The sequence below is a fragment of the Nocardioides sp. P86 genome (genome assembly GCF_023712465.1).
In the GTDB taxonomy this organism is placed as follows: domain Bacteria; phylum Actinomycetota; class Actinomycetes; order Propionibacteriales; family Nocardioidaceae; genus Nocardioides; species Nocardioides kribbensis.
On the sequence record NZ_JAMAYE010000002.1, the window covers coordinates 97,919 to 117,009 of the forward strand.

General features: G+C 74.8%; 18 protein-coding genes, 1 pseudogene and 1 riboswitch. Of the genes and pseudogenes, 14 read left to right on the plus strand and 5 right to left on the minus strand.

Translation table 11 applies throughout. The features are described 5' to 3' along the window. The first annotated feature begins 35 nt into the window (after positions 1 to 35). Positions 36 to 1,532, plus strand: coding sequence for a helix-turn-helix domain-containing protein (locus M3673_RS19625; RefSeq protein ID WP_251532881.1), 1,497 nt, complete (start codon positions 36 to 38; stop codon positions 1,530 to 1,532). Between the two features lie 32 nt (positions 1,533 to 1,564). On the opposite strand, the gene M3673_RS08000 is transcribed toward M3673_RS19625, so the two are convergent. Together M3673_RS08000 and M3673_RS08005 are read right to left on the minus strand one after the other, a co-directional pair. After that, positions 1,565 to 1,888, minus strand: a complete 324-nt coding sequence (locus M3673_RS08000) for a putative quinol monooxygenase (RefSeq protein ID WP_056904106.1) — start codon at positions 1,886 to 1,888, stop codon at positions 1,565 to 1,567. A gap of 114 nt (positions 1,889 to 2,002) precedes the next feature. Continuing rightward, a complete protein-coding gene (locus M3673_RS08005) occupies positions 2,003 to 2,152 on the minus strand; it encodes a hypothetical protein (RefSeq protein ID WP_165699044.1) in 150 nt (49 codons plus the stop codon). Positions 2,153 to 2,203: 51 nt separating this feature from the next. On the opposite strand from M3673_RS08005, the gene M3673_RS08010 reads away from it, so the two are divergent. After that, positions 2,204 to 3,049, plus strand: a complete 846-nt coding sequence (locus M3673_RS08010; protein ID WP_251532882.1) for a fused MFS/spermidine synthase — start codon at positions 2,204 to 2,206, stop codon at positions 3,047 to 3,049. A 35-nt stretch (positions 3,050 to 3,084) separates the two neighbouring features. Further along, complete coding sequence (locus M3673_RS08015) at positions 3,085 to 3,996, plus strand: NAD(P)-dependent oxidoreductase (RefSeq protein WP_251532883.1); 912 nt, start codon at positions 3,085 to 3,087, stop codon at positions 3,994 to 3,996. 54 nt (positions 3,997 to 4,050) lie between these two features. On the opposite strand, the gene M3673_RS08020 is transcribed toward M3673_RS08015, so the two are convergent. Next, positions 4,051 to 5,334, minus strand: a complete 1,284-nt coding sequence (locus M3673_RS08020) for a DUF1501 domain-containing protein (RefSeq protein ID WP_251532884.1) — start codon at positions 5,332 to 5,334, stop codon at positions 4,051 to 4,053. 10 nt (positions 5,335 to 5,344) lie between these two features. Then, entirely contained in the window at positions 5,345 to 7,000 is a 1,656-nt protein-coding gene (locus tag M3673_RS08025; protein ID WP_251532885.1) for a DUF1800 domain-containing protein, read from the minus strand. A 457-nt stretch (positions 7,001 to 7,457) separates the two neighbouring features. Here M3673_RS08025 and M3673_RS08030 point away from each other — a divergent pair. From M3673_RS08030 to gcvP, 10 genes and pseudogenes are all read left to right on the plus strand, one after another. Beyond that, positions 7,458 to 8,027, plus strand: a pseudogene (locus M3673_RS08030) (CDP-alcohol phosphatidyltransferase family protein); the annotation flags it as partial. 151 nt (positions 8,028 to 8,178) lie between these two features. Beyond that, entirely contained in the window at positions 8,179 to 9,114 is a 936-nt protein-coding gene (locus tag M3673_RS08035) for a DUF881 domain-containing protein (RefSeq protein WP_251532887.1), read from the plus strand. After that, entirely contained in the window at positions 9,111 to 9,443 is a 333-nt protein-coding gene (locus tag M3673_RS08040; protein WP_056864484.1) for a small basic family protein, read from the plus strand. Before M3673_RS08035 ends, M3673_RS08040 begins: the two co-directional genes overlap by 4 nt. Continuing rightward, on the plus strand, positions 9,436 to 10,263 hold the full coding sequence (locus M3673_RS08045) for a DUF881 domain-containing protein (RefSeq protein ID WP_193660798.1): 828 nt from the start codon (positions 9,436 to 9,438) through the stop codon (positions 10,261 to 10,263). Before M3673_RS08040 ends, M3673_RS08045 begins: the two co-directional genes overlap by 8 nt. A 30-nt stretch (positions 10,264 to 10,293) precedes the next feature. Next, a complete protein-coding gene (gcvH, locus tag M3673_RS08050; RefSeq protein WP_056864483.1) occupies positions 10,294 to 10,680 on the plus strand; it encodes a glycine cleavage system protein GcvH in 387 nt (128 codons plus the stop codon). A gap of 158 nt (positions 10,681 to 10,838) precedes the next feature. Then, positions 10,839 to 11,369 carry an FHA domain-containing protein gene (locus M3673_RS08055; protein WP_056864482.1) on the plus strand — a complete coding sequence of 177 codons (531 nt, stop codon included), beginning with the start codon at positions 10,839 to 10,841 and terminating at the stop codon, positions 11,367 to 11,369. A 51-nt stretch (positions 11,370 to 11,420) separates the two neighbouring features. Continuing rightward, on the plus strand, positions 11,421 to 12,116 hold the full coding sequence (locus M3673_RS08060; RefSeq protein ID WP_056864701.1) for a MerR family transcriptional regulator: 696 nt from the start codon (positions 11,421 to 11,423) through the stop codon (positions 12,114 to 12,116). A gap of 44 nt (positions 12,117 to 12,160) precedes the next feature. Continuing rightward, complete coding sequence (locus M3673_RS08065) at positions 12,161 to 12,640, plus strand: bifunctional nuclease family protein (RefSeq protein ID WP_056864481.1); 480 nt, start codon at positions 12,161 to 12,163, stop codon at positions 12,638 to 12,640. 189 nt (positions 12,641 to 12,829) lie between these two features. Further along, positions 12,830 to 13,444 carry a MerR family transcriptional regulator gene (locus tag M3673_RS08070; RefSeq protein ID WP_374108194.1) on the plus strand — a complete coding sequence of 205 codons (615 nt, stop codon included), beginning with the start codon at positions 12,830 to 12,832 and terminating at the stop codon, positions 13,442 to 13,444. 94 nt (positions 13,445 to 13,538) lie between these two features. Further along, positions 13,539 to 13,639, plus strand: a riboswitch (glycine riboswitch). 74 nt (positions 13,640 to 13,713) lie between these two features. Further along, positions 13,714 to 16,602 (plus strand): aminomethyl-transferring glycine dehydrogenase, encoded by a 2,889-nt coding sequence (gene gcvP / locus M3673_RS08075; protein WP_251532888.1) that lies wholly within the window; start codon positions 13,714 to 13,716, stop codon positions 16,600 to 16,602. 101 nt (positions 16,603 to 16,703) lie between these two features. Here the strand turns inward: gcvP and M3673_RS08080 are convergent, their stop codons facing one another. Further along, positions 16,704 to 17,438: an Ig-like domain-containing protein gene (locus M3673_RS08080; RefSeq protein ID WP_251532889.1), complete on the minus strand. Its 735-nt coding sequence runs from the start codon at positions 17,436 to 17,438 to the stop codon at positions 16,704 to 16,706. A gap of 82 nt (positions 17,439 to 17,520) precedes the next feature. On the opposite strand from M3673_RS08080, the gene M3673_RS08085 reads away from it, so the two are divergent. After that, positions 17,521 to 19,089 carry a CYTH and CHAD domain-containing protein gene (locus M3673_RS08085; protein WP_251532891.1) on the plus strand — a complete coding sequence of 523 codons (1,569 nt, stop codon included), beginning with the start codon at positions 17,521 to 17,523 and terminating at the stop codon, positions 19,087 to 19,089. The last annotated feature ends 2 nt before the right edge of the window (positions 19,090 to 19,091 follow it).

Consider the following 19,091-nt stretch of genomic DNA (forward strand, 5'->3'; position numbering starts at 1 on the left):
GACGTAACGTGGGTCACACGACGGGGAGGTGGGACGTGGACGACGAGGTGGTGCCTCTGCGCGCGCGCCAGGTCGCACCGGGCGGTCCGGTGCCCGAGCGGGTGCTGGCCAGCTGGCAGCGCAGCGAGGACTACGGCGTGCCCCTCGACGAGGTCGACCCCGCCTTCGCCGGGGCCGTCGACACCGAGTCGCTCTTCTTCGAGTGCGGGCGCGAGGTCCTCGGCGGCCTGCACGCCACCCTGGCCTCGGAGCCGGTCTCGCTGATGCTCACCGACCACGAGGGTCTGGTGCTCGACCGGCTCTGCGGTGACAGCACCCTGCTGCGCGCCCTCGACCGGGTGCACCTCGCGCCGGGGTTCGCCTTCTCCGAGCGCGACGCCGGCACCAACGGGCTGGCGCTGGCGCTGGCCGACCGGGTGCCGACCCTCGTGCACGCCGAGCAGCACTACAGCGCCAGCCTGTGCGGCTACACCTGCGCCGCGGTGCCCGTGCACGACCCCGTGACCGGGCGCCTCGAGGGCAGCGTCAACCTCACGACCTGGTCGCGCTCCTCCAGCGACCTGCTGCTCGCGCTCGCCCAGTCGGCGGCCGGCACGACCGCCGCCCTCATGCTGGCCCGCTCGCAGGGCCGCTCGCCCCGCCCGCAGCCGCGCGGTCAGGTCTACCGCGTGGAGTCGGCCCGCGCGGTCAGCGGCTCGGCGACCCTGGCCGCCGCGCTCTCGGCGGCCTGGAACGCACCCGTGGCCGAGGCGGCCGCCGGGCTCGCGGCCGGGCACGTCGTGCTCGTGCTCGGGGAGCCGGGATCGGGCCGGGCGACGCTCGGTGCCCAGGCGCTGCGGCAGGTGAGCCCGCGCGACCGGATCCTCAGTGCGACCCCGCCCGACCCGCGCGACGTCGATGCCTGGCTCGACCTGTGGACCCCCGAGCTGGGCAAGGCCGGCACGGGGTTCGTCGTCGCCGACGTCGACACCCTCCCGCTGTGGGCCGCCGAGCGGCTGCGCGACCTGCTCGCCGCGACCGGCGCGCGCGGGGGTGCCGCCTCCGCGACCCGGTTGGTGCTCACCGCGCAGGACCTCCACGACGTGCCCGTGTCGCTGGCCCCGCTGGTGGGTGCGGTGGTCGGCGTACCCCCGCTGCGGGAGCGCCCCGACGACGTCGTGCCGCTGGCCGCCCACCTGGGCCGGCGCCACCGTGGCCGCGACCTCGGCTTCACCCCCGCCGCCGAGCGCGTGCTGCGCGACGCGTCGTGGCCCGACAACGTCGACCAGCTGGCCCGGGTGGTGCGCGACGCCGGTCGCCTCACCGACGTCGTCGACGTGCGGCACTTGCCCGCCGACCTGCGCAGGGCCAGCGCGCACCGGCTGACCCGGCTGGAGTCGGTGGAGCGCGACGAGATCGCGCGCGCCCTGGCCCGGCCGGGGGCCACGGTGACGGCGGCGGCCCGGGAGCTGGGGCTCAGCCGCGCCACGATGTACCGCAAGCTGGCCCACTACGACCTCAGCGCCCCCGGCCGCCAGGCACGGGAGCGCTGAGGAGGACCTGAGGTGGACGCGGGGAGTCGCGGTCAGCCGACCTGCATCTCGCCCAGCTCGGACCAGTCGGTCCCGGGGGCCTCGAGGCTCACGATCCTCGGGGTGGAGACGAGGTAGGGCGGCAGGTCCTGCTGGGCCTGCTTGAAGTGGTCGGAGGAGACGTGGGCGCCACCGGCGTCACCGTCGCGGAAGGCCTCCACCAGCACGTACTCGTGGGCGTCGTCGAGGCTGCGCGACCAGTCGAACCACAGGCAGCCCTCCTCGGCGCGGGTGGCCTCGGTGAAGGGCCGAGAGATCTCGGGCCAGTCCTCGGCGTGCTCGGGCTTGATCTGGAACTTCGCGGTGATGAAGATCATCGGCTCTCCTCGGTGCTGGTCTGGTGCTGGTCTCGTGCGGGTCTGGTGCAGGTCTGGTGCAGGTCCGGTGTCGGCGTCCTGCCGGTCGGGGTCCGCGCGGTGCGGCGCGTGCGCTCAGCGCGGGCGCTTGGCCCGGCGCTCCTGCACGGTCGTCTGCACCTTGGCGGCGGCCGCCTTGATGCGTGCCTGGTTCTCGGGCTTTCGCGCCTCGTCGTAGATCAGCTTCGCGACGCCGAGCTTGCCCATCTTCTTCATCATGCCCATGCCGGGGAGGGTACCGAGGGGCCGAAGCGGGCACCGCCTAGGTTGGCCGGTGTGGGATCACAGGCGCCGTCGGGCGAGCCGGCCGGAGTGGCCGAGGCGACCGAGCCGGCCGAGGTGGTGGCCACCGAGCGCGCGCGGGGCTTCGTGGTGCGCGTCGGCGGCCGGGACCAGTCCCACGTCGACCTCGACGACCCCACGCGCCTGGAGTTCGGCTACGTGCGCCGCATGGGCGATGTCGTCGACGCCCACGGCGGGCCCGGGGCGCCGCTGCGGGTCGTGCACGTCGGCGGGGCCGGGCTGACCCTGCCGCGCTACGTCGCCCACACCCGGCCCCGGTCGAGCCAGGTGGTGCTCGAGCCCGACACCGCCCTCACCGCGCTGGTGCGCGAGCGGCTCCCGCTGCCGCGGCGCAGCGGCATCAAGGTGCGCCCCGTCGACGGCCGCACCGGCCTGGCGGAGCTCCGCGAGGGCTCCTTCGACCTCGTCGTCCTCGACGCGTACGCCGCCGGCCGGGTGCCCGCCGACCTCGTCACGCCGGCCGCCTTCGCCCTGGTCGCCCGCGCCCTGGCGCCCGACGGCCTGGCCCTGCTCAACCTCAGCGACCGCACGCCCTTCGCCCACACCCGCGACGTGCTGGCGGGCCTGCGGGTGCACCTGCCGCACCTCACGCTGAGCGCCGAGCCGCCGACCCTGAAGGGCCGCCGCGCCGGCAACCTCGTGGTGGTGGCGGGCCGGGCCGCGGAGCACCTCGCCGGGGGAGACCGGGCGCTGGCGCGCGGGGCGGTGAGTGCGGCCACGCCGTACGTCGTGCTCGACGCGGTGGGGGTGGCCAGCGGCTTCGGGGGAGGCACGCCCCTGCCCGAGCCGCCGGCGCCCGGCGGTCGTCCGGAGGGGTGAGCGGACCGGGCGCCCGGGCGACCTAGCGTGGCGCCATGAGCGAGCAGACCAGCACCCCCGCCCCCGTCGCGAGCGACGTCACCGCCCCGTCGCCGGGCTCCGCGCCCCGCGTGGCGGTGCTCGGCACCGGCGTCATGGGCGCGGGCATGGCGCGCAACATCGCGGCCGCGGGGCTGGCCACCACGGTCTGGAACCGCACCCGCGAGCGGGCCGAGCCGCTGGCCGACGTCGCCACGGTGGCGTCGTCGGCCGCCGAGGCCGTCGACGGGGCCGACGTCGTCGTGACCATGCTCTACGACCTCGACAGCGTGGAGTCGGTGGTGCGCGAGGTCGCGCCGGCGATGGGCGGCGACGCCGTCTGGGTCCAGCAGAGCACGGTCGGCGTCGAGGGCTCCGACCGGCTCGTCGCCCTCGCCGAGGAGCTCGGCCTCACCCTGGTCGACGCCCCCGTGCTCGGCACCCGCGGCCCGGCCGAGGCGGGCGCCCTGGTGGTGCTGGCCTCCGGGCCCGACGACGCCCGCGACCGGATCGCCCCGGTGCTCGACGCCATGGGCAGCCGCACGATGTGGCTCGGCGCCGCCGGCGCGGGCTCCCGGCTGAAGATGGCGGCCAACGCCTGGGTGCTCACCGTGCTCGAGGGGGTGGCGGAGTCGCTGCGCCTGACCCGCGAGCTCGGCCTCGACCCGGCACTCTTCCTGGAGGCCGTCGAGGGAGGGGCGCTCGACGCGCCCTACGTGCAGCTCAAGGGCGGCGCCATGCTCGCCGGCGACGACGAGCCGTCCTTCGCCCTCAGCGGCGCGCTGAAGGACGCCGACCTCATCCTCGCCGCCGCACGCGGCGCCGGGCTGGACCTCACCTTGGTGCCGGGCGCGCGTGAGCACCTCGCCCGGGCCGCGGAGGCCGGGCTCGGCGACCGCGACATGTCGGCGTCCTACCGCGTCGACTGACCCGACCCGACCCGACCCGAGCTGACCCGCCGCGCCCGAGCCGGCCCGGCCGGGTCAGGCGGTGCGCATGAACCCCACGGGGTCGTAGGACAGCCCCGGGAAGACGCGGGCCACCGAGACGTCGGCGAACCGGCTCGCGACCACCTCGCCGAGCACCTGGCGGTAGTCGGTGGTGACCAGCAGGTCGGCGTCGAGGGTCGTGTCGAGGCCGGGCCAGCGGCCGTAGTAGCGCCCGCCCCTGACCCCCGCGCCCGCGACGAGCATGACGTTGCCGTAGCCGTGGTCGAGGCCCTGGTTGCTGTTCTCCACCACCCGGCGGCCGAACTCGCTGAGCACGACCATCGTCACCTTGTCGCCCGTGGGGCCGAGGTCGTCGAAGAAGGCGGCGACGGACCCGGCGAGGTCGGCGGCGTTGCGGCGCATGTCGCCCCACTCCAGGGTGCCGAGGTTGGTGTGCATGTCCCAGTCGCCCTGGTCGACGGTGACGACCTCGACCCCGACGTCGCCGCGCACGACCCGCGCCACGTCGGCGAGGGCGCGACCGAGGTCGGTGGAGGGGTAGCGCCCGCGGCGGTCGACGGCGCGTTGGACCGGCGCGAAGCCCTGCACGGAGTCGAAGGTCGCGCGCACCCCGCGCCCCAGCGGGCTGGTGTCGCCGCCCCACAGCGTGCGCAGCGAACGAGGACGCCCGCCGGTGGTGTCGTACTGGTCGGCGCCGGGGATCTCGACCGAGTCGACGTCCTTGACCGCGAAGACGGGCGCGCCGCCGTAGAGGGAGGTCGGCACGACCCCGAGCCCGACGTGGAGGCCCTCGAGCGGGGAGGCGTCGGCGTCACCGCCGATGAGCCGGTTGAGCCAGCCCACGCGGGCGGTCGAGCCGGGGGCGGCGTCCTCGAGCTCCTCCATGGCCGAGAAGTGCGAGCGGTTGGCCACCGGCAGCCCCGTCGCCTGGATCGCGGCCAGGCGCCCCGAGGTCCACAGCGGCAGCAGCGGCGAGAGCTGGGGGTGCAGCCCGAACATCGCGTCCTTGGCCAGCAGGCTCTCGGAGGGCACGGCGATGCGCGGGCGGGCCCGGTAGTAGGCCGGGTCGCCGTGGGGCACCACCAAGGACAGCCCGTCGGCGGCGCCGCGCAGCGACACCACCACCAGCACCGAGGAGGCGCTCGCGGCCCGTGCGGGCGAGGCGGTCACCACGGCCGAGCCGATCGCGGTGGTGGCACCGGCGAGCGCGAGACCCCGGAACAGGCCGCGGCGGCTCAGGCCGGCGTACTCGGCGCAGCAGGGGGTGCCGGCCGGTGCGACGGCGCGGGGCCCGGCGGGAAGGGGGGAGGTCGTCATGGGGTCACCGTCACCTGGTCATGTGCAGCGGGGAGTCGAGGAAGGTGGTGAGCAGGCGCTGGAAGGCCCACTTCACCAGGCGGTGCTCGCGGGTGATCCGCTCGCCCGGGCGGACGTCGCAGGCCTCGCAGCAGGCCTGCAGCAGCTCGGCGGTGGAGTGCACGCCGAGCAGCTCTTGGGCGAGGTGGTCGACCAGCAGGTCGAAGCGGATCGAGGCCTTCGGCAGCCACTGCCGAGGCGTGCGGTAGCGCATGCCGTCGCGGGGCCACCAGCCCCCGCTCATCGCGTAGTGCAGGCCGAAGGAGGCCACGACCCGCGAGGAGGAGGACCACGAGTCGTTGTCGAGCGGCGCCCCGTCGGGTCGGGGCCAGGACATGGGCGTGCTGCCGAGGTCGGAGCACTGCCAGAGCACGGCGTTGGCGCCCCACGAGTCACCGGCGCGACCCTGCGGCGGCTCGCTCACCTTCACCCGCAGGGCGCGGTAGGTCGCCACGACGTCCTCGCCGGGGTCCCTCACCTTGGCCCCAGCGGAGCCGGCGAAGGCCTCGGAGGCGACGAGGGCGCGCAGCACGGGCACGATGGCGGTGTCGGAGGCGAGGTAGACCCGTGCCAGCTCGTCGACCAGCGCCTGCGGCGGGTCGTCGCTGACGAACTTCACCGCCAGCTTGCGGGCGATCCTGGCCGCGGTCGCCGGGTGGTGGGCGAGGTGGGTGAGGTAGGCACGGGTGACGGCCCGGCCGTCGCGGTCGGCGTTGGGGTGGCTGAAGTCCATGACGCTGACGGGCCCGACGGCGTGGTGGCGCGGCTCGTAGGAGGCGGCCCAGGTGCGCCACATGTCCACCCACCAGCCGGTGAGGATGCGCGCGGAGGCCTTGACGTCGTCCTCGTCGTACTGGCCGCGCCCGACGGTGTGGAGCTCGAGGAGCTCGCGGCCGAGGTTCTCGTTGGGGTGCTCGGCGGTCGAGATGGCGCCGTCGAGGTAGAGCAGCATCGCGGGGTGCACCACGGCGTCCTGCAGCAGCTCGTCGAAGCGACCCAGGGCGTGCCGCCGGACGGTGTCGCCGTAGTCGGCGCGCCAGGTGAAGACGGCATCGCCGTTGACCGGCACGTTGAGGTGGTTCTCCCAGAACTCCGTCATCACCTCGTGCACCTGACGGCCGGTGTGCATGCGGCGCAGCAGCAGCCAGCGCTGGTAGTCGTCCATCACCTCCCAGCCGCCCTCGACCTCGCCGACGTGGCGCTGCCACAGCTCCGAGGGCGTGCGTCCCAGCCCGGGCCACCACGAGGCGAAGGCTCCGGCACCGTCGGTGACCGAGCCGGCGTCGAGCTGCTGCTCGAACCACGCCCGCCCGCCTCCGGCCCTGCGCACCTGCCGCGCGAGCGCGGGGGTCAGGCCGTAGCTGAAGCGCGTGACCAGGTGACGGTCGCGGGCCCCGAGGAGGGGGGTGTCGCCGGCGAAGCGCGCCGGGCGGTACGCCGGGGCCGCCTCGGCGCGTCCGGGCGCGGCGAGCACGGTGGCGCCGACCCCTGCGGCGCCGGCCGCGGTGGCGCCGGCCGCGGTGGCGCCGGCGCGCAGCACGCTGCGTCGCGAGGTGGCAGCGGTCGTGGTGGCCGTCGTGGTGGTGGTGGTGGTGGACGGTGCGGTGCGGGGGGACGCGTCGGGCACGGGGGTACTCCAGGTCCGAGGGGGGAGGGGCCGAGCCGGCCGACCGGGGAGTCGGGCCGTGGTGCGGGGGGACCAGCCTCATCGGCAGGGAGGCCGCGGGGCCTGAGGGGTCGGCCGCGGTCGGACGCACAGATACCCGACCTGGGGTACGACCCCCTCCCCGCACGTGACAGCGCCGCCCGGTCGAGCCCCATGGCGCCGGGCGGCGCTCGCCCAGGCTAGTGCGGGCCGCCCGGCCCGGGCCGCCCCCGCGTGGGCCGACCGGCCTGGTCACATCGGGCTAGACCGCTGCGCCGATCGGGGCCGGCCGGACCCGCCTCCCGGCGGAGTCGGTCGCGGGGCGTCGCGGTCGGGGGCGGCGCGCGACGGCTATGGTGAGGCCGCCGGCTCACGTGCACCGAGCCGGTCTCCGGGCCCCGCCCGGGTGCCCGTCCGTCACGGAGAAGAGCAGGCCGCAGTGTCCGACGCCCCGACGCCCGACCACGGCGTGTGGACGGTCCCCAACCTGCTGAGCGCCGTGCGCCTGGCAGGGGTGCCGGTGTTCCTGTGGCTGGTGCTCGGCCCCGAGGCCGACGGTTGGGCCCTCGCCCTGCTCATGGTCTCCGGCGTGACCGACTGGCTCGACGGGTGGCTCGCCCGCCGCCTGGGCCAGACCTCGGTGCTGGGGCAGGTGCTCGACCCCGTGGCCGACCGGCTCTACATCCTCGCCGTCGTGGTCGGGCTGGCCCTGCGCGACGTCATCCCGTGGTGGATGGCGGTCTCGCTGCCGCTGCGCGACGCGCTCATGTGGGGCTTGGTGCCGCTGCTGCGCACCCGGGGCTACAGCGCGCTGCCCGTGCACTTCCTGGGCAAGGCCGCCACGTTCAACCTGCTCTACGCCTTCCCGCTGCTGCTGCTCGGCGACGGGGACGGCACCGTGGCGACGCTGGCCGAGGTCTTCGGCTGGGCCTTCGCGATCTGGGGCATCGGTCTCTACTGGTGGGCCGGCATCCTCTACGCCTGGCAGGTCCGGCGGCTGCTCGCCACCACGGAGCCGCGTCCGCGTCGTCGGCCGCGACCGGCTCGAGCCGCCGGTCCGCGGAGCACGGGCACGGCCGGGGCGGCCACGACCGGGGCCTCCTCCGGGACGACGCCCGGGACGACGCCCGGGACCACTGCCGAGTCGGACCGGGTGAGCGGTGGCTAGCCGGGAGCGTCCCCCGGCCCCGACGACCCCGGAGGAGCCGCGGCGCCCCGAGCAGCTCCCGGCCCGGGTCACGATGCCGTTGCTGACGCTCATCACCCAGCAGTCGCTCGACGAGGACTACCTCCACGTCGCGGAGCGTCGCGCCGAGCAGCGTCGCGCCGCCTCGCTCGGCGCGGAGCCCGAGGCTCCGCCGACGCGCCGGGGCGGAGGCCACCGCACGGCGGCGGTGGTGGTCGCGGTCTTCGGGATCATGGTGGCCACCGCGGCCCTGCAGACCTCGCGCAACGCCGACGTCGACCAGGCCGGCCGCAGCACGCTCATCGACCAGGTGCTCACGGCGCGGGCCGGCATCGCCGACCAGCAGGAGCGCATCAGCCGCCTCGGCGACCGGATCGCGGCCGCCGAGGCGACCACGGCCGCGCTGCGCGCCGACCGGGTCACGGAGGAGGCGCGCGAGCGCCGTCTGGCCGCTCGCACCGGCTACGGAGCGGTCGAGGGCGAGGGCGTCCGCATCACGGTGTCCGACCCCGCGACCGGCGGGGTGCTGGTGGAGGACCGCGACCTGCGCCTGCTGGTCAACGGCCTGTGGCAGGCGGGCGCCGAGGCGGTGTCGATCAACGGCAACCGGCTGACCGTGCTGTCGTCGATCCTGCTGTCGGGCACGACGGTGGCCATCGAGGGACGTGACCTGCGCCCGCCTTACGTCGTCTCCGCCATCGGTGACAGCCGCACGCTGCAGGCCGATCTGGCCGAGACCGCGTCGGGCGCGCTCTTCGCGCAGGTGGCCGCCCAGTACGGCTTCGGCGTCGAGAGGCAGAATGTCTCCTCGATGACCCTCCCGGCCGCGCGTCCCCGCCCCCTGCGCAGCGTCGAGGAGCTCGTCGTGACCCCGCCCGGCCCACCCAGGGGAGAGGAGAACGTGTCGTGATCGCAGCGCTCGGACTGCTGGTCGGCATCGTGCTCGGCCTCGCCTTCCAGCCCGACGTGCCCCTGTCGCTGGAGCCCTACCTGCCCATCGCGGTGGTCGCCGCGCTCGACGCCGTCTTCGGGGGCCTGCGGGCCTACCTCGACGGGATCTTCGACGACAAGGTCTTCGTGGTCTCCTTCGTCTCCAACGTCGTCATCGCCGCCGCGATCGTCTACCTCGGCGACAAGCTCGGGGTCGGGGGACAGCTGTCCACGGGTGTGATCGTGGTCCTCGGCATCCGGATCTTCTCCAACGTCGCGGCGATCCGCCGCCACCTCTTCCATGCCTGAGCCCACGCCGCAGGCCCCGGGGCAGCCGCGGGCCCCGCGACCGCCGGAGGAGCCGCAGGCGCCCCCGACCGCGCAGCGGCCCGCGCGACAGCGGCCGGCCGAGCCGGGCCGCGACCGTCTCGTGCGCGCGCTGCTCAAGCCCACGCGCGGCCAGGCCGTCGTGGCGGTGCTGCTGGCCCTCGTGGGCTTCGCCGGCGTGACCCAGGTGCGCAGCAACGAGGTCGACGACTCGTTCGCGGGCTACCGGGAGCAGGACCTCATCGACGTGCTCAGCGGCCTCGCGGGCGCCTCGCAACGGGCGCAGTCGGAGATCACCCGGCTCGAGCGGACCCGCGACGACCTCGCCTCCGACACCTCCGCGGAGGCCGCGGCGCTGGCGCAGGCGCGCAGCGAGGCCGACACCCTGAGCATCCTGGCCGGCACCGTCCCCGTGACCGGGCCGGGCGTGCGGATCACCCTCAGCGAGGTCACCGGGACGGTCGGTGCGCAGGCCCTGGTCGCGATGGTCCAGGACCTCCGCACGGCCGACGCCGAGGCGATGCAGCTCAACGGACGGGTCCGGCTGGTCGCGCAGAGCTCGTTCGCCGACGCGACCGGGGGCATCGTGGTCGACGGGGAGCTCCTCGAGGCGCCCTACGTGCTCGACGTCATCGGCGCGCCGGCCACGCTGTCGGGCGCCGTCGACTTCTTCTCCGGCCCCCGGCTCCAGCTCGAGGAGTCGGGGATCGAGGTCGAGGTCACCGAGCTGACCTCCCTCGACATCGAGAGCGTCGCCGAGAGCACCCAGCCTGAGTACGCCGCCCCCGCGGACGGGCAGTAGCCTTCCGTGACCCCGACCGGAGGAGAGACCGTGTACCCCGACGACCTGCTGTACACCGCCGAGCACGAGTGGCTGCGCCAGCCCGGTGAGCACGACGGCTCCGTCCGCATCGGCATCACCCACTTCGCCCAGGACGCCCTCGGCGACATCGTCTACGTCTCGCTGCCCGAGGTGGGCGACACCCTCGAGGCCGGCACGACGTGCGGCGAGCTGGAGTCGACGAAGTCGGTCAGCGACATCTACGCGCCGGTGACCGGCGAGGTGGTCGCGCGCAACGAGCAGCTCGACGCGACACCCGAGCTGGTCAACAACGACCCCTACTCCGGTGGCTGGCTCTTCGAGGTCGTGCCCAGCGACCCCGCCCAGCTCGACGCCCTCATGGACGCCACCGCCTACACCGGCACCCTCGAGGGCTGAGCGGCCCCCACCGGGCACGTGGAGCGGGAGCGGCCGGGCTCGGCCTGCTGGTAGGTTCGGGCCGACACTCACCCTCAGGCCAGCCTTGAGGGTTCGGGTGTCCGTCCGACCCCGCGCCCCACCCGCTCGACCACAGCCCAGCAGCTGGAGGAGAAGAGATGCCTTTCTGCACAGCCTGCGGTCGGCAGAACCCCGACGACGCACGGTTCTGCTCCCAGTGCGGCACGCGTCTGGTGACGCCGGCCGACGTGCCCGCCCCGGCCTCCGCCGAGCCGCTCGGGGAGTCCACCGCGACGATCCAGATCGGTCTGGGCGACGCCAAGGTCGAGACCTCCGACCGGCAGCTCAACCCCGTCGACGCCGCCGCCGTCGACGCCCTGCCGACCGGTCACGCCCTGCTCGTGGTCCAGCGCGGCCCGGGCTCGGGCAGCCGTTTCCTGCTCGACAGCGACGTCGTCTACGCCGGGCGCCACCCCGAGAGCGAGATCTTCCTCGACGACGTGACGGTGTCGCGCAAGCACGCGGAGTTCAACCGCGAGGGCGCGTCCTTCACCGTGAGCGACGTCGGCAGCCTCAACGGCACCTACGTCAACCGCGACCGCATCGACCACGTGCTGCTCAAGGACGGCGACGAGGTGCAGATCGGCAAGTACCGCCTGGTGTTCTTCTCCGGTCACGAGGGCAGCTGACGCGTGGCCTCCACCGGCAGCCCGGCACCCAGCGGGGGGCACCGGGCGCGGATGAACATCGGGGAGGTCCTCGAGCGGCTGCGCGCCGACTTCCCGAGCGTCACGATCCCCAAGATCCGGTTCCTCGAGGACAAGGGGCTCATCAAGCCCGAGCGCACGCCCGCGGGCTACCGGAAGTTCTCCCACGACGACGTCGAGCGACTGCGCTACGTGCTGCGGATGCAGCGCGACCACTACCTCCCGCTGAAGGTGATCGGCGAGCACCTCGACGCGATCGACCGCGGCCTGGAGCCGCCGCCGATCGACACCGTGGTGCCGACGGTGCCCACGGTCGCGCTGGCCCCCGACGGCCTGCCCAGCCCCGAGTCCTTCCGTCGCCAGGACAACCTGCGGCTCTCGCGGCGCGAGCTGCTGAAGGTCGCCGAGATCTCCGAGGAGCTGCTGGGCCAGCTCGAGCAGTTCGGGCTGATCGTGGCGCGCACGGGCACGGGCCTCTACGACACCGACGCCCTCGTGCTCGCCCGCACGGCGCGCGAGCTGGCCGACTTCGGCTTCGAGCCGCGGCACCTGCGCGCCTTCAAGACCGCCGCGGACCGCGAGGTGGGCCTGGTCGAGCAGGTCGTCGCGCCGCTGCAGCGCGGTCGCGACGCCGCGGCCTCGGCCCGGGCCGAGCACGCCGCCAGCGAGATCGCCGCGCTCTCGGTGCGCCTGCACGCCACCCTGGTCAAGGCCGGCCTGTCGCGCTGACCGGGCCGTCGGCGGCGCCCACCACCCCGGAGTAGGGTGAGGACGTGCGCGAAGTCGATGTCATGGGAGTCCGGGTCGAGATGCCCTCGAACCAGCCGATCGTGCTGCTGCGCGAGATCACGGGGGAGCGGTATCTCCCCATCTGGATCGGGGCGGTCGAGGCCACGGCCATCGCCTTCGCCCAGCAGGGCGTCGTGCCGCCCCGACCGCTGACCCACGACCTGCTCAAGGACGTGCTGGAGGCCACCGGCGACGAGCTGACCGAGGTGCGCATCACCGACGTCAAGGACGGCGTCTTCTTCGCCACCCTGGTGCTCGGCAGCGGCGCGGAGGTCAGTGCCCGGCCCTCCGACTCCATCGCGCTGGCCCTGCGCACCGGCACCCGCATCGTCTGCGCCGAGGAGGTCCTCGACGAGGCGGGCCTGGCCGTGCCGGCCGAGCAGGAGGACGAGGTGGAGAAGTTCCGCGAGTTCCTCGACCACGTCACCCCCGAGGACTTCGAGGCGGGCCAGGAGCCGACGTAGGACCGGCCAGACCCTCACCCTCAAGCAGAGGATGAGGGTTGAGGACACGCGGGCCCGAGGTCTTTGACGGGCCCACGCGGCGGGCCTACCTTGAACTGTCTCTGTTGTAACTCCACCGGTGTCGTTGCTCCGCAGCTCACCACCTTCCCCGGTGTTACGCGCTAACGGAGTAGACCCACGGAGGACCGTGTGAACGAGCACGACACGAGCAAGGGCGTCGACGCCCAGGCGGCGCTGGCCGCCGAGGTGGCCGTCGAGGCCGCCGAGGAGCAGGGCCTGCTCTTCACCGACGACGTCTCGCCCCTGCCCAGCGACACCGGCTACCGCGGCCCCACGGCCTGCAACGCCGCCGGCATCACCTACCGCCAGCTCGACTACTGGGCCCGCACCGGCCTGGTCGAGCCCACCGTGCGCGGCGCGAAGGGCTCGGGCTCCCAGCGGCTGTACTCCTTCCGCGACATCCTGATCCTGCAGGTCATCAAGCGGCTGCTCGACGCCGGCATCTCGCTGCAGCAGATCCGCACCGCGGTGCAGCACCTGCGCGAGCGCGGCACCGACGACCTGACGCGCGTCACGCTGATGAGCGACGGCGCCTCGGTCTACGAGTGCACGAGCAACGACGAGGTCATCGACCTGCTCCAGGGCGGCCAGGGCGTCTTCGGCATCGCCATCGGCGGTGTGTGGCGCGAGATCGAGGGCACGCTCGCCGAGCTGCCCAGCGAGCGCACCGGCGACGACGCCGCGGAGGCCCCGTCGGCCTCCGACGAGCTCGCCGCGCGCCGCGCCGCGCGCAAGATCGGCTGACGCCGACCCGACGTACGACGGCCCGCCGCCCCACCCGGGGCGGCGGGCCGATGTCGTGCTCGGGCGGGGGCCGGGGCTAGAGTGGCGACGCTGACTATCCCGCGCGGGAGAGTCTCCGGGTCGCTGGCCGGCCCGGGGCGCCGAAGGGGCAATTCCTCCCCGGAACCTCTCAGGCACCCGGACCGCGCGGTCGAGGCAACTCTGGAGGCGCGACGACGCCCCGACAGAGGGGGAGGCACCCGGACGACCACGCCCCGAGGAGCCGCCACGTGTCAGACCACCCCACCCTCGCCGAGCTCGACGCGGCCCTGCCGTTCGTCGACCGTCACATCGGCCTGAGCCCCGCCGACGTCACCACGATGCTCGAGCGGCTCGGCTTCGACTCGCTCGGCGCCCTCATGGACGCCGCCGTGCCGGGGGGCATCCGCACCCCGGAGTCGCTCGACCTGCCGGCCGCGGTGAGTGAGGACGTCGCCGCGCGCGAGCTGCGCGAGCTGGCCGGCGCCAATCGCCCGGGGGAGTCGATGATCGGCCTGGGCTACCACGCCACGCTGACCCCGGCCGTCATCCGGCGCAACGTGCTGGAGGACCCCAGCTGGTACACCGCCTACACGCCCTACCAGCCCGAGATCTCCCAGGGCCGCCTCGAGGCGCTGCTCAACTTCCAGACCGTCATCGGCGACCTGACCGGCCTGCCCACCGCCAACGCCAGCCTCCTCGACGAGGGCACCGCGGCGGCCGAGGCGATGACCCTGGTGCGCCGGGGCAACCGCAAGGCCTCGGGGCCGTTCGTGGTCGACGCCGACGCGCTGCCGCAGACCGTCGACGTGGTGCGCACCCGCGCCGAGGCGATGGGCATCGAGGTGGTCGTCGCCGACCTCGACCACGGCCTGCCCGGTGGCGAGGAGCCGGTCTCCGGCGTCCTGGTGCAGTACCCCGGCGCGTCGGGGCGCGTGCGCGACCCGCGCCCGCTCGTCGAGGCCGTGCACGCCCGTGGCGGCCTGGCCGTCGTCGCCGCCGACCTGCTGGCGCTCACCGTGCTGGAGTCGCCGGGCTCGATGGGCGCCGACGTGGTCGTCGGGTCCTCCCAGCGCTTCGGTGTGCCGCTGTTCTACGGCGGCCCCCACGCCGGCTACATGTCGGTGGCACCCGGACTCGAGCGCCACCTGCCCGGTCGCCTCGTCGGGGTGTCGGTCGACGCGGAGGGCCGCCCGGCCTACCGCCTGGCGCTGCAGACCCGTGAGCAGCACATCCGTCGCGACAAGGCCACCTCCAACATCTGCACCGCCCAGGTGCTGCTGGCCGTGGTGGCCTCGATGTACGCCGTCTACCACGGCCCCGACGGCCTGCGGGCGATCGCGACCCGCACCCACCGCTACGCCGCGGTCCTCGCCCGCGCGCTGGCCGAGGGCGGCGTCGACGTGCTCACCGCCGACTTCTTCGACACCCTCACCGTGGCGGCGCCCGGCCGCGCCGACCAGGTCGTGCACGCCGCCCGCGAGCTCGGCCTGCGGCTGCGCCTGGTCGACGAGGACACCGTGGGCGTGTCGACCTCCGAGTGCACCACCCGCGCCACGATCGACCGCGTGCTCGACGCCTTCGGCGTCAGCGCCGACCTCGACGCGCTCGACGCCACCACGGGCGACGCCCTGCCCGAGGCGCTGCGCCGCACGAGCGACTACCTCACCCACGAGGTCTTCCGCACCCACCGCAGCGAGACCCAGATGCTGCGCTACCTGCGCCGGCTCTCCGCGCGCGACTACGCGCTCGACCGCGGCATGATCCCGCTCGGCTCGTGCACCATGAAGCTGAACGCGACCACCGAGATGGAGCCGGTCTCGCTGCCCGGCTTCGCCGACCTGCACCCGTTCGCGCCCGCCGAGGACGCCGAGGGCTACCGCCGCATGGTCGAGCAGCTCGAGGGCTGGCTGGCCGAGGTCACCGGCTACGACCGCGTCTCCATCCAGCCCAACGCCGGCTCGCAGGGCGAGCTGGCCGGGCTGCTGGCCATCCGCGGCTACCACCGCGCCCGCGCCGCCGAGGGCGCGCCGGTGCGCGACGTGTGCCTGATCCCGAGCTCGGCCCACGGCACCAACGCCGCCTCCGCGGTGATGGCCGGCATGAAGGTGGTCGTGGTCAAGGCCGCCGACGACGGCGGTGTCGACCTCGACGACCTGCGCGCGGCCTGCGCGGAGCACGCCGAGGACCTCGCGGCGATCATGGTCACCTACCCCTCGACCCACGGCGCCTACGAGGACACCATCGGCGAGCTCTGCGAGATCGTGCACGCCCACGGCGGACAGGTCTACGTCGACGGCGCCAACCTCAACGCGCTCCTGGGCTACGCCAAGCCGGGCGAGTTCGGCGGCGACGTCTCGCACCTCAACCTGCACAAGACCTTCTGCATCCCCCACGGCGGCGGCGGTCCCGGCGTCGGTCCGGTGGGCGTGCGCGCGCACCTCGCGCCGTACCTGCCCTCCCATGCGATGCACCCCGAGGCGGCCAAGCGCGAGGGCATCGGCCCGATCAGCGCCGCGCCGTACGGCTCGGCCGGGATCCTGCCGATCTCGTGGGCCTACGTGCGGATGATGGGCCCCGAGGGCCTGACCCGGGCCACCGCCTCGGCGGTGCTGTCGGCCAACTACGTCGCCGCGCGGCTCGGCGAGCACTTCCCGGTGCTCTACCGCGGTCACGGCGACCTGGTCGCCCACGAGTGCATCCTCGACGTGCGCGGGCTCACCAAGGACACCGGCGTCACCGTCGACGACGTGGCCAAGCGGCTGGTCGACTACGGCTTCCACGCCCCGACCATGTCCTTCCCGGTCGCCGGCACCCTCATGGTCGAGCCCACCGAGTCCGAGGACCTCGCCGAGATCGACCGCTTCTGCGACGCGATGATCGCCATCCGCGGCGAGATCGACCGGGTCGCCGCGGGGGAGTGGACGCCCGAGGAGTCGCCGCTGCGCGGGGCGCCCCACACCGCCCGGGTGCTGGGTGGGGAGTGGGACCGTCCCTACTCCCGCGAGCTGGCGGTCTTCCCGGCCGGGGCGCACACCGCCGCCGACAAGTACTGGCCTCCGGTGGGCCGGATCGACCAGGCCTACGGCGACCGCAACCTGCAGTGCTCCTGCCCGCCGCTGGAGGCCTTCGCCGAGTGAGCCCCGCCCGCGCGTGCGGGCCGTGAGGACGCTCCGAGGACGGCACGAGGCCCGGACCCCCGCTGGGGTCCGGGCCTCGTGACGTGGGCCAGTGGTTCGGCTCAGCGGGTGGCGCTCCACAGCCGCTGCGCACGCTGGGGGACCATCTCGCCGTCGGGGCCGGTGGGCCCGCTCGCTGTCGTGCGCTGCTCGATGCCGCGCACCAGGCCCTGGTCGACGAGGAGGAACTGGCGCGGCGAGAGCGCGACGTAGTGCAGTCGCGTCGCGCGGGTGCGCACGACGCCCGACTCACCGGCCCCGAGGCGCAGCCGGCCCTCGGGACGCGCTCGGCGCGGGTCGCCGTAGAGGACCACGACGCGCAGGTCGTTGGGGTTGGTGAAGCGCACCCGTCCCGGACGGTCCAGCTTCTCGACCACCAGGCGCTCGGGGTCCTGCACGGTGAGGGTGACCGTGGCCGGGGCGCTGAGCCTCTCGCTGTTGCAGGCCTGGTAGGTCAGCGTGACGTCGACGGGGCGGCCGTCGAACCCGCCGTAGACGGCGACGACCAGGCGGCCGTCGACGACGGAGGTGTCGACGTCGAGCCCGTTCAGCGCGCCCACCGCCTCGCTGGCGCGACACACTGCCAAGCTCTCGCCCTGCGGGTCGACGTCGTTGCGCAGCACCGGGACCGACACGGTCTGACCGAAGTACACCGATGCCGTGTCGTCGGCTGCGAGGGGAGCCGCGACGTCGCGGGCCTGGGCGGGCGCGACCGCCGGGCCGAGGAGGGTGGCGCCGAGCAGGCCGGCGAGGGTGGAGACGACGGCCGCGCGACGGCGGCCCTGGGTGGTCCTCATGGTTCCTTTCCCGGCCGCTCCCGATGAGCGGCCGCTGGAACTGTAGGTCCTGGAGCACCCACGCGTGCGGTAGACCTGGCACATGGCCCACCACGAGATCGAGCGCACCTACAGCCCTCCGCCGCAGGCCCCGGTGCCCGACCTGACCGAGCTGCCCGGGGTGGCGCAGGTGGGGCCGCCCGTCGTCACCGACCTCGAGGCCGCCTACGTCGACACCCCCGACCTGCGCCTGGTGCGGGCGGGCATCTCGCTGCGCCGGCGCACGGGCGGGACCGACGCGGGCTGGCACCTCAAGCTGCCCGTCGGCGAGGGCCGCGACGAGCTGCGGCGCCCCCTCACGACGGGCACGACGCCGCCGCAGCAGCTGCGGGCGCTCGTGGCGGCGCGCGTGGGCGAGGAGCCGCTCGTGGTCGTGGCCACCGTGCTGACCCGGCGTACGACCCAGGAGCTGCTCCACGCCGACGGTGCGGTGCTGGCCGAGCTGGTCGACGACGAGGTCACGGGATCGCCCGGCCCGGGCCTGGCCGGCGAGACGTCACCCGGGGCGGTGACGGTGTGGCGGGAGTGGGAGCTGGAGCTGGTCACGGCCGGCACCGACCTCCTCGAGGCGGCCGACGAGCACCTCGCCGAGCTGGGCGTCGAGGTCGCGGCGGTGTCGCGCAAGATCGAGGTGGTGCTCGGTGAGGCCCTCGCCCGTGCCGCCACGGCGCCGGGACGCCCCGGCCGGGGGAAGCCCGCCGGACGGCTGGTCGGGCTCCGCCTGCAGCAGCAGGTCGAGGAGCTGCTGCGCCGCGAGACCGAGATCCGCCGCGGCGGCGACCGGGGCGTGCACCAGGCGCGGGTGGCGTGCCGCCGGATCCGGTCGGCGCTCGCGACCTACCGCCCGCTGCTGGACCGCGAGGTCACCGAGCCGGTGCGTGCGGAGCTGCGGTGGCTGGCCGGCGAGCTCGGCGGCGCGCGCGACGCGGAGGTGGTCCACGACCTGCTGCGCCAGCGGGTGGTCGACCTGCCGGCCGAGCAGGTCGTCGGCCCGGTGCGAAGCCGGCTGCGCTCCACCTACGGGGCCAGCCGCCGCGCCGACGTCGTCGCGGTGCTCGACTCACCACGCTGCCGGGCGCTGTGGCCGGTGCTGCAGGAGCTGGCGGCGCGCCCGCCCCTGGCCGAGGGGGCCCAGCTGCCCGCCCGGAAGGTCGCGGTGCCGCGGGTCGACCGCGACGTCGCCCGGGTGGAGAAGGCGGTCGAGCGCGTCGTGGACGGTCTCGACCGGCTGGCGCGGTCCGACGACGACCCCGCGGGCGTCGAGGTGCGCCGCGAGGTGGAGGAGGCCTGGCACGACGCCCGCAAGGCCGCGAAGCGACTGCGCTACGCCGCCGAGGTGCTCGAGCCGGCGTGGGGCAAGCGGGCCAGGCGACTGACGAGGACCGCCAAGGCGATCACGCAGCGGCTCGGCGAGCGTCAGGACACCGAGATCACCCGGCGGCACCTGCTCGACCTCGCGCGCGCCGCCACGGCGGCGGGGGAGAGCGCGTTCACCTACGGCGTGCTGCACGCCCGCGAGCAGGCGCGGGCCGAGGAGCTCGAGACGGCCTTCCTCGACGCCTGGCCGCGCACGCGCTCACGGCTGCGCAAGCAGGCGCGCGCGCTGGCCTGAGC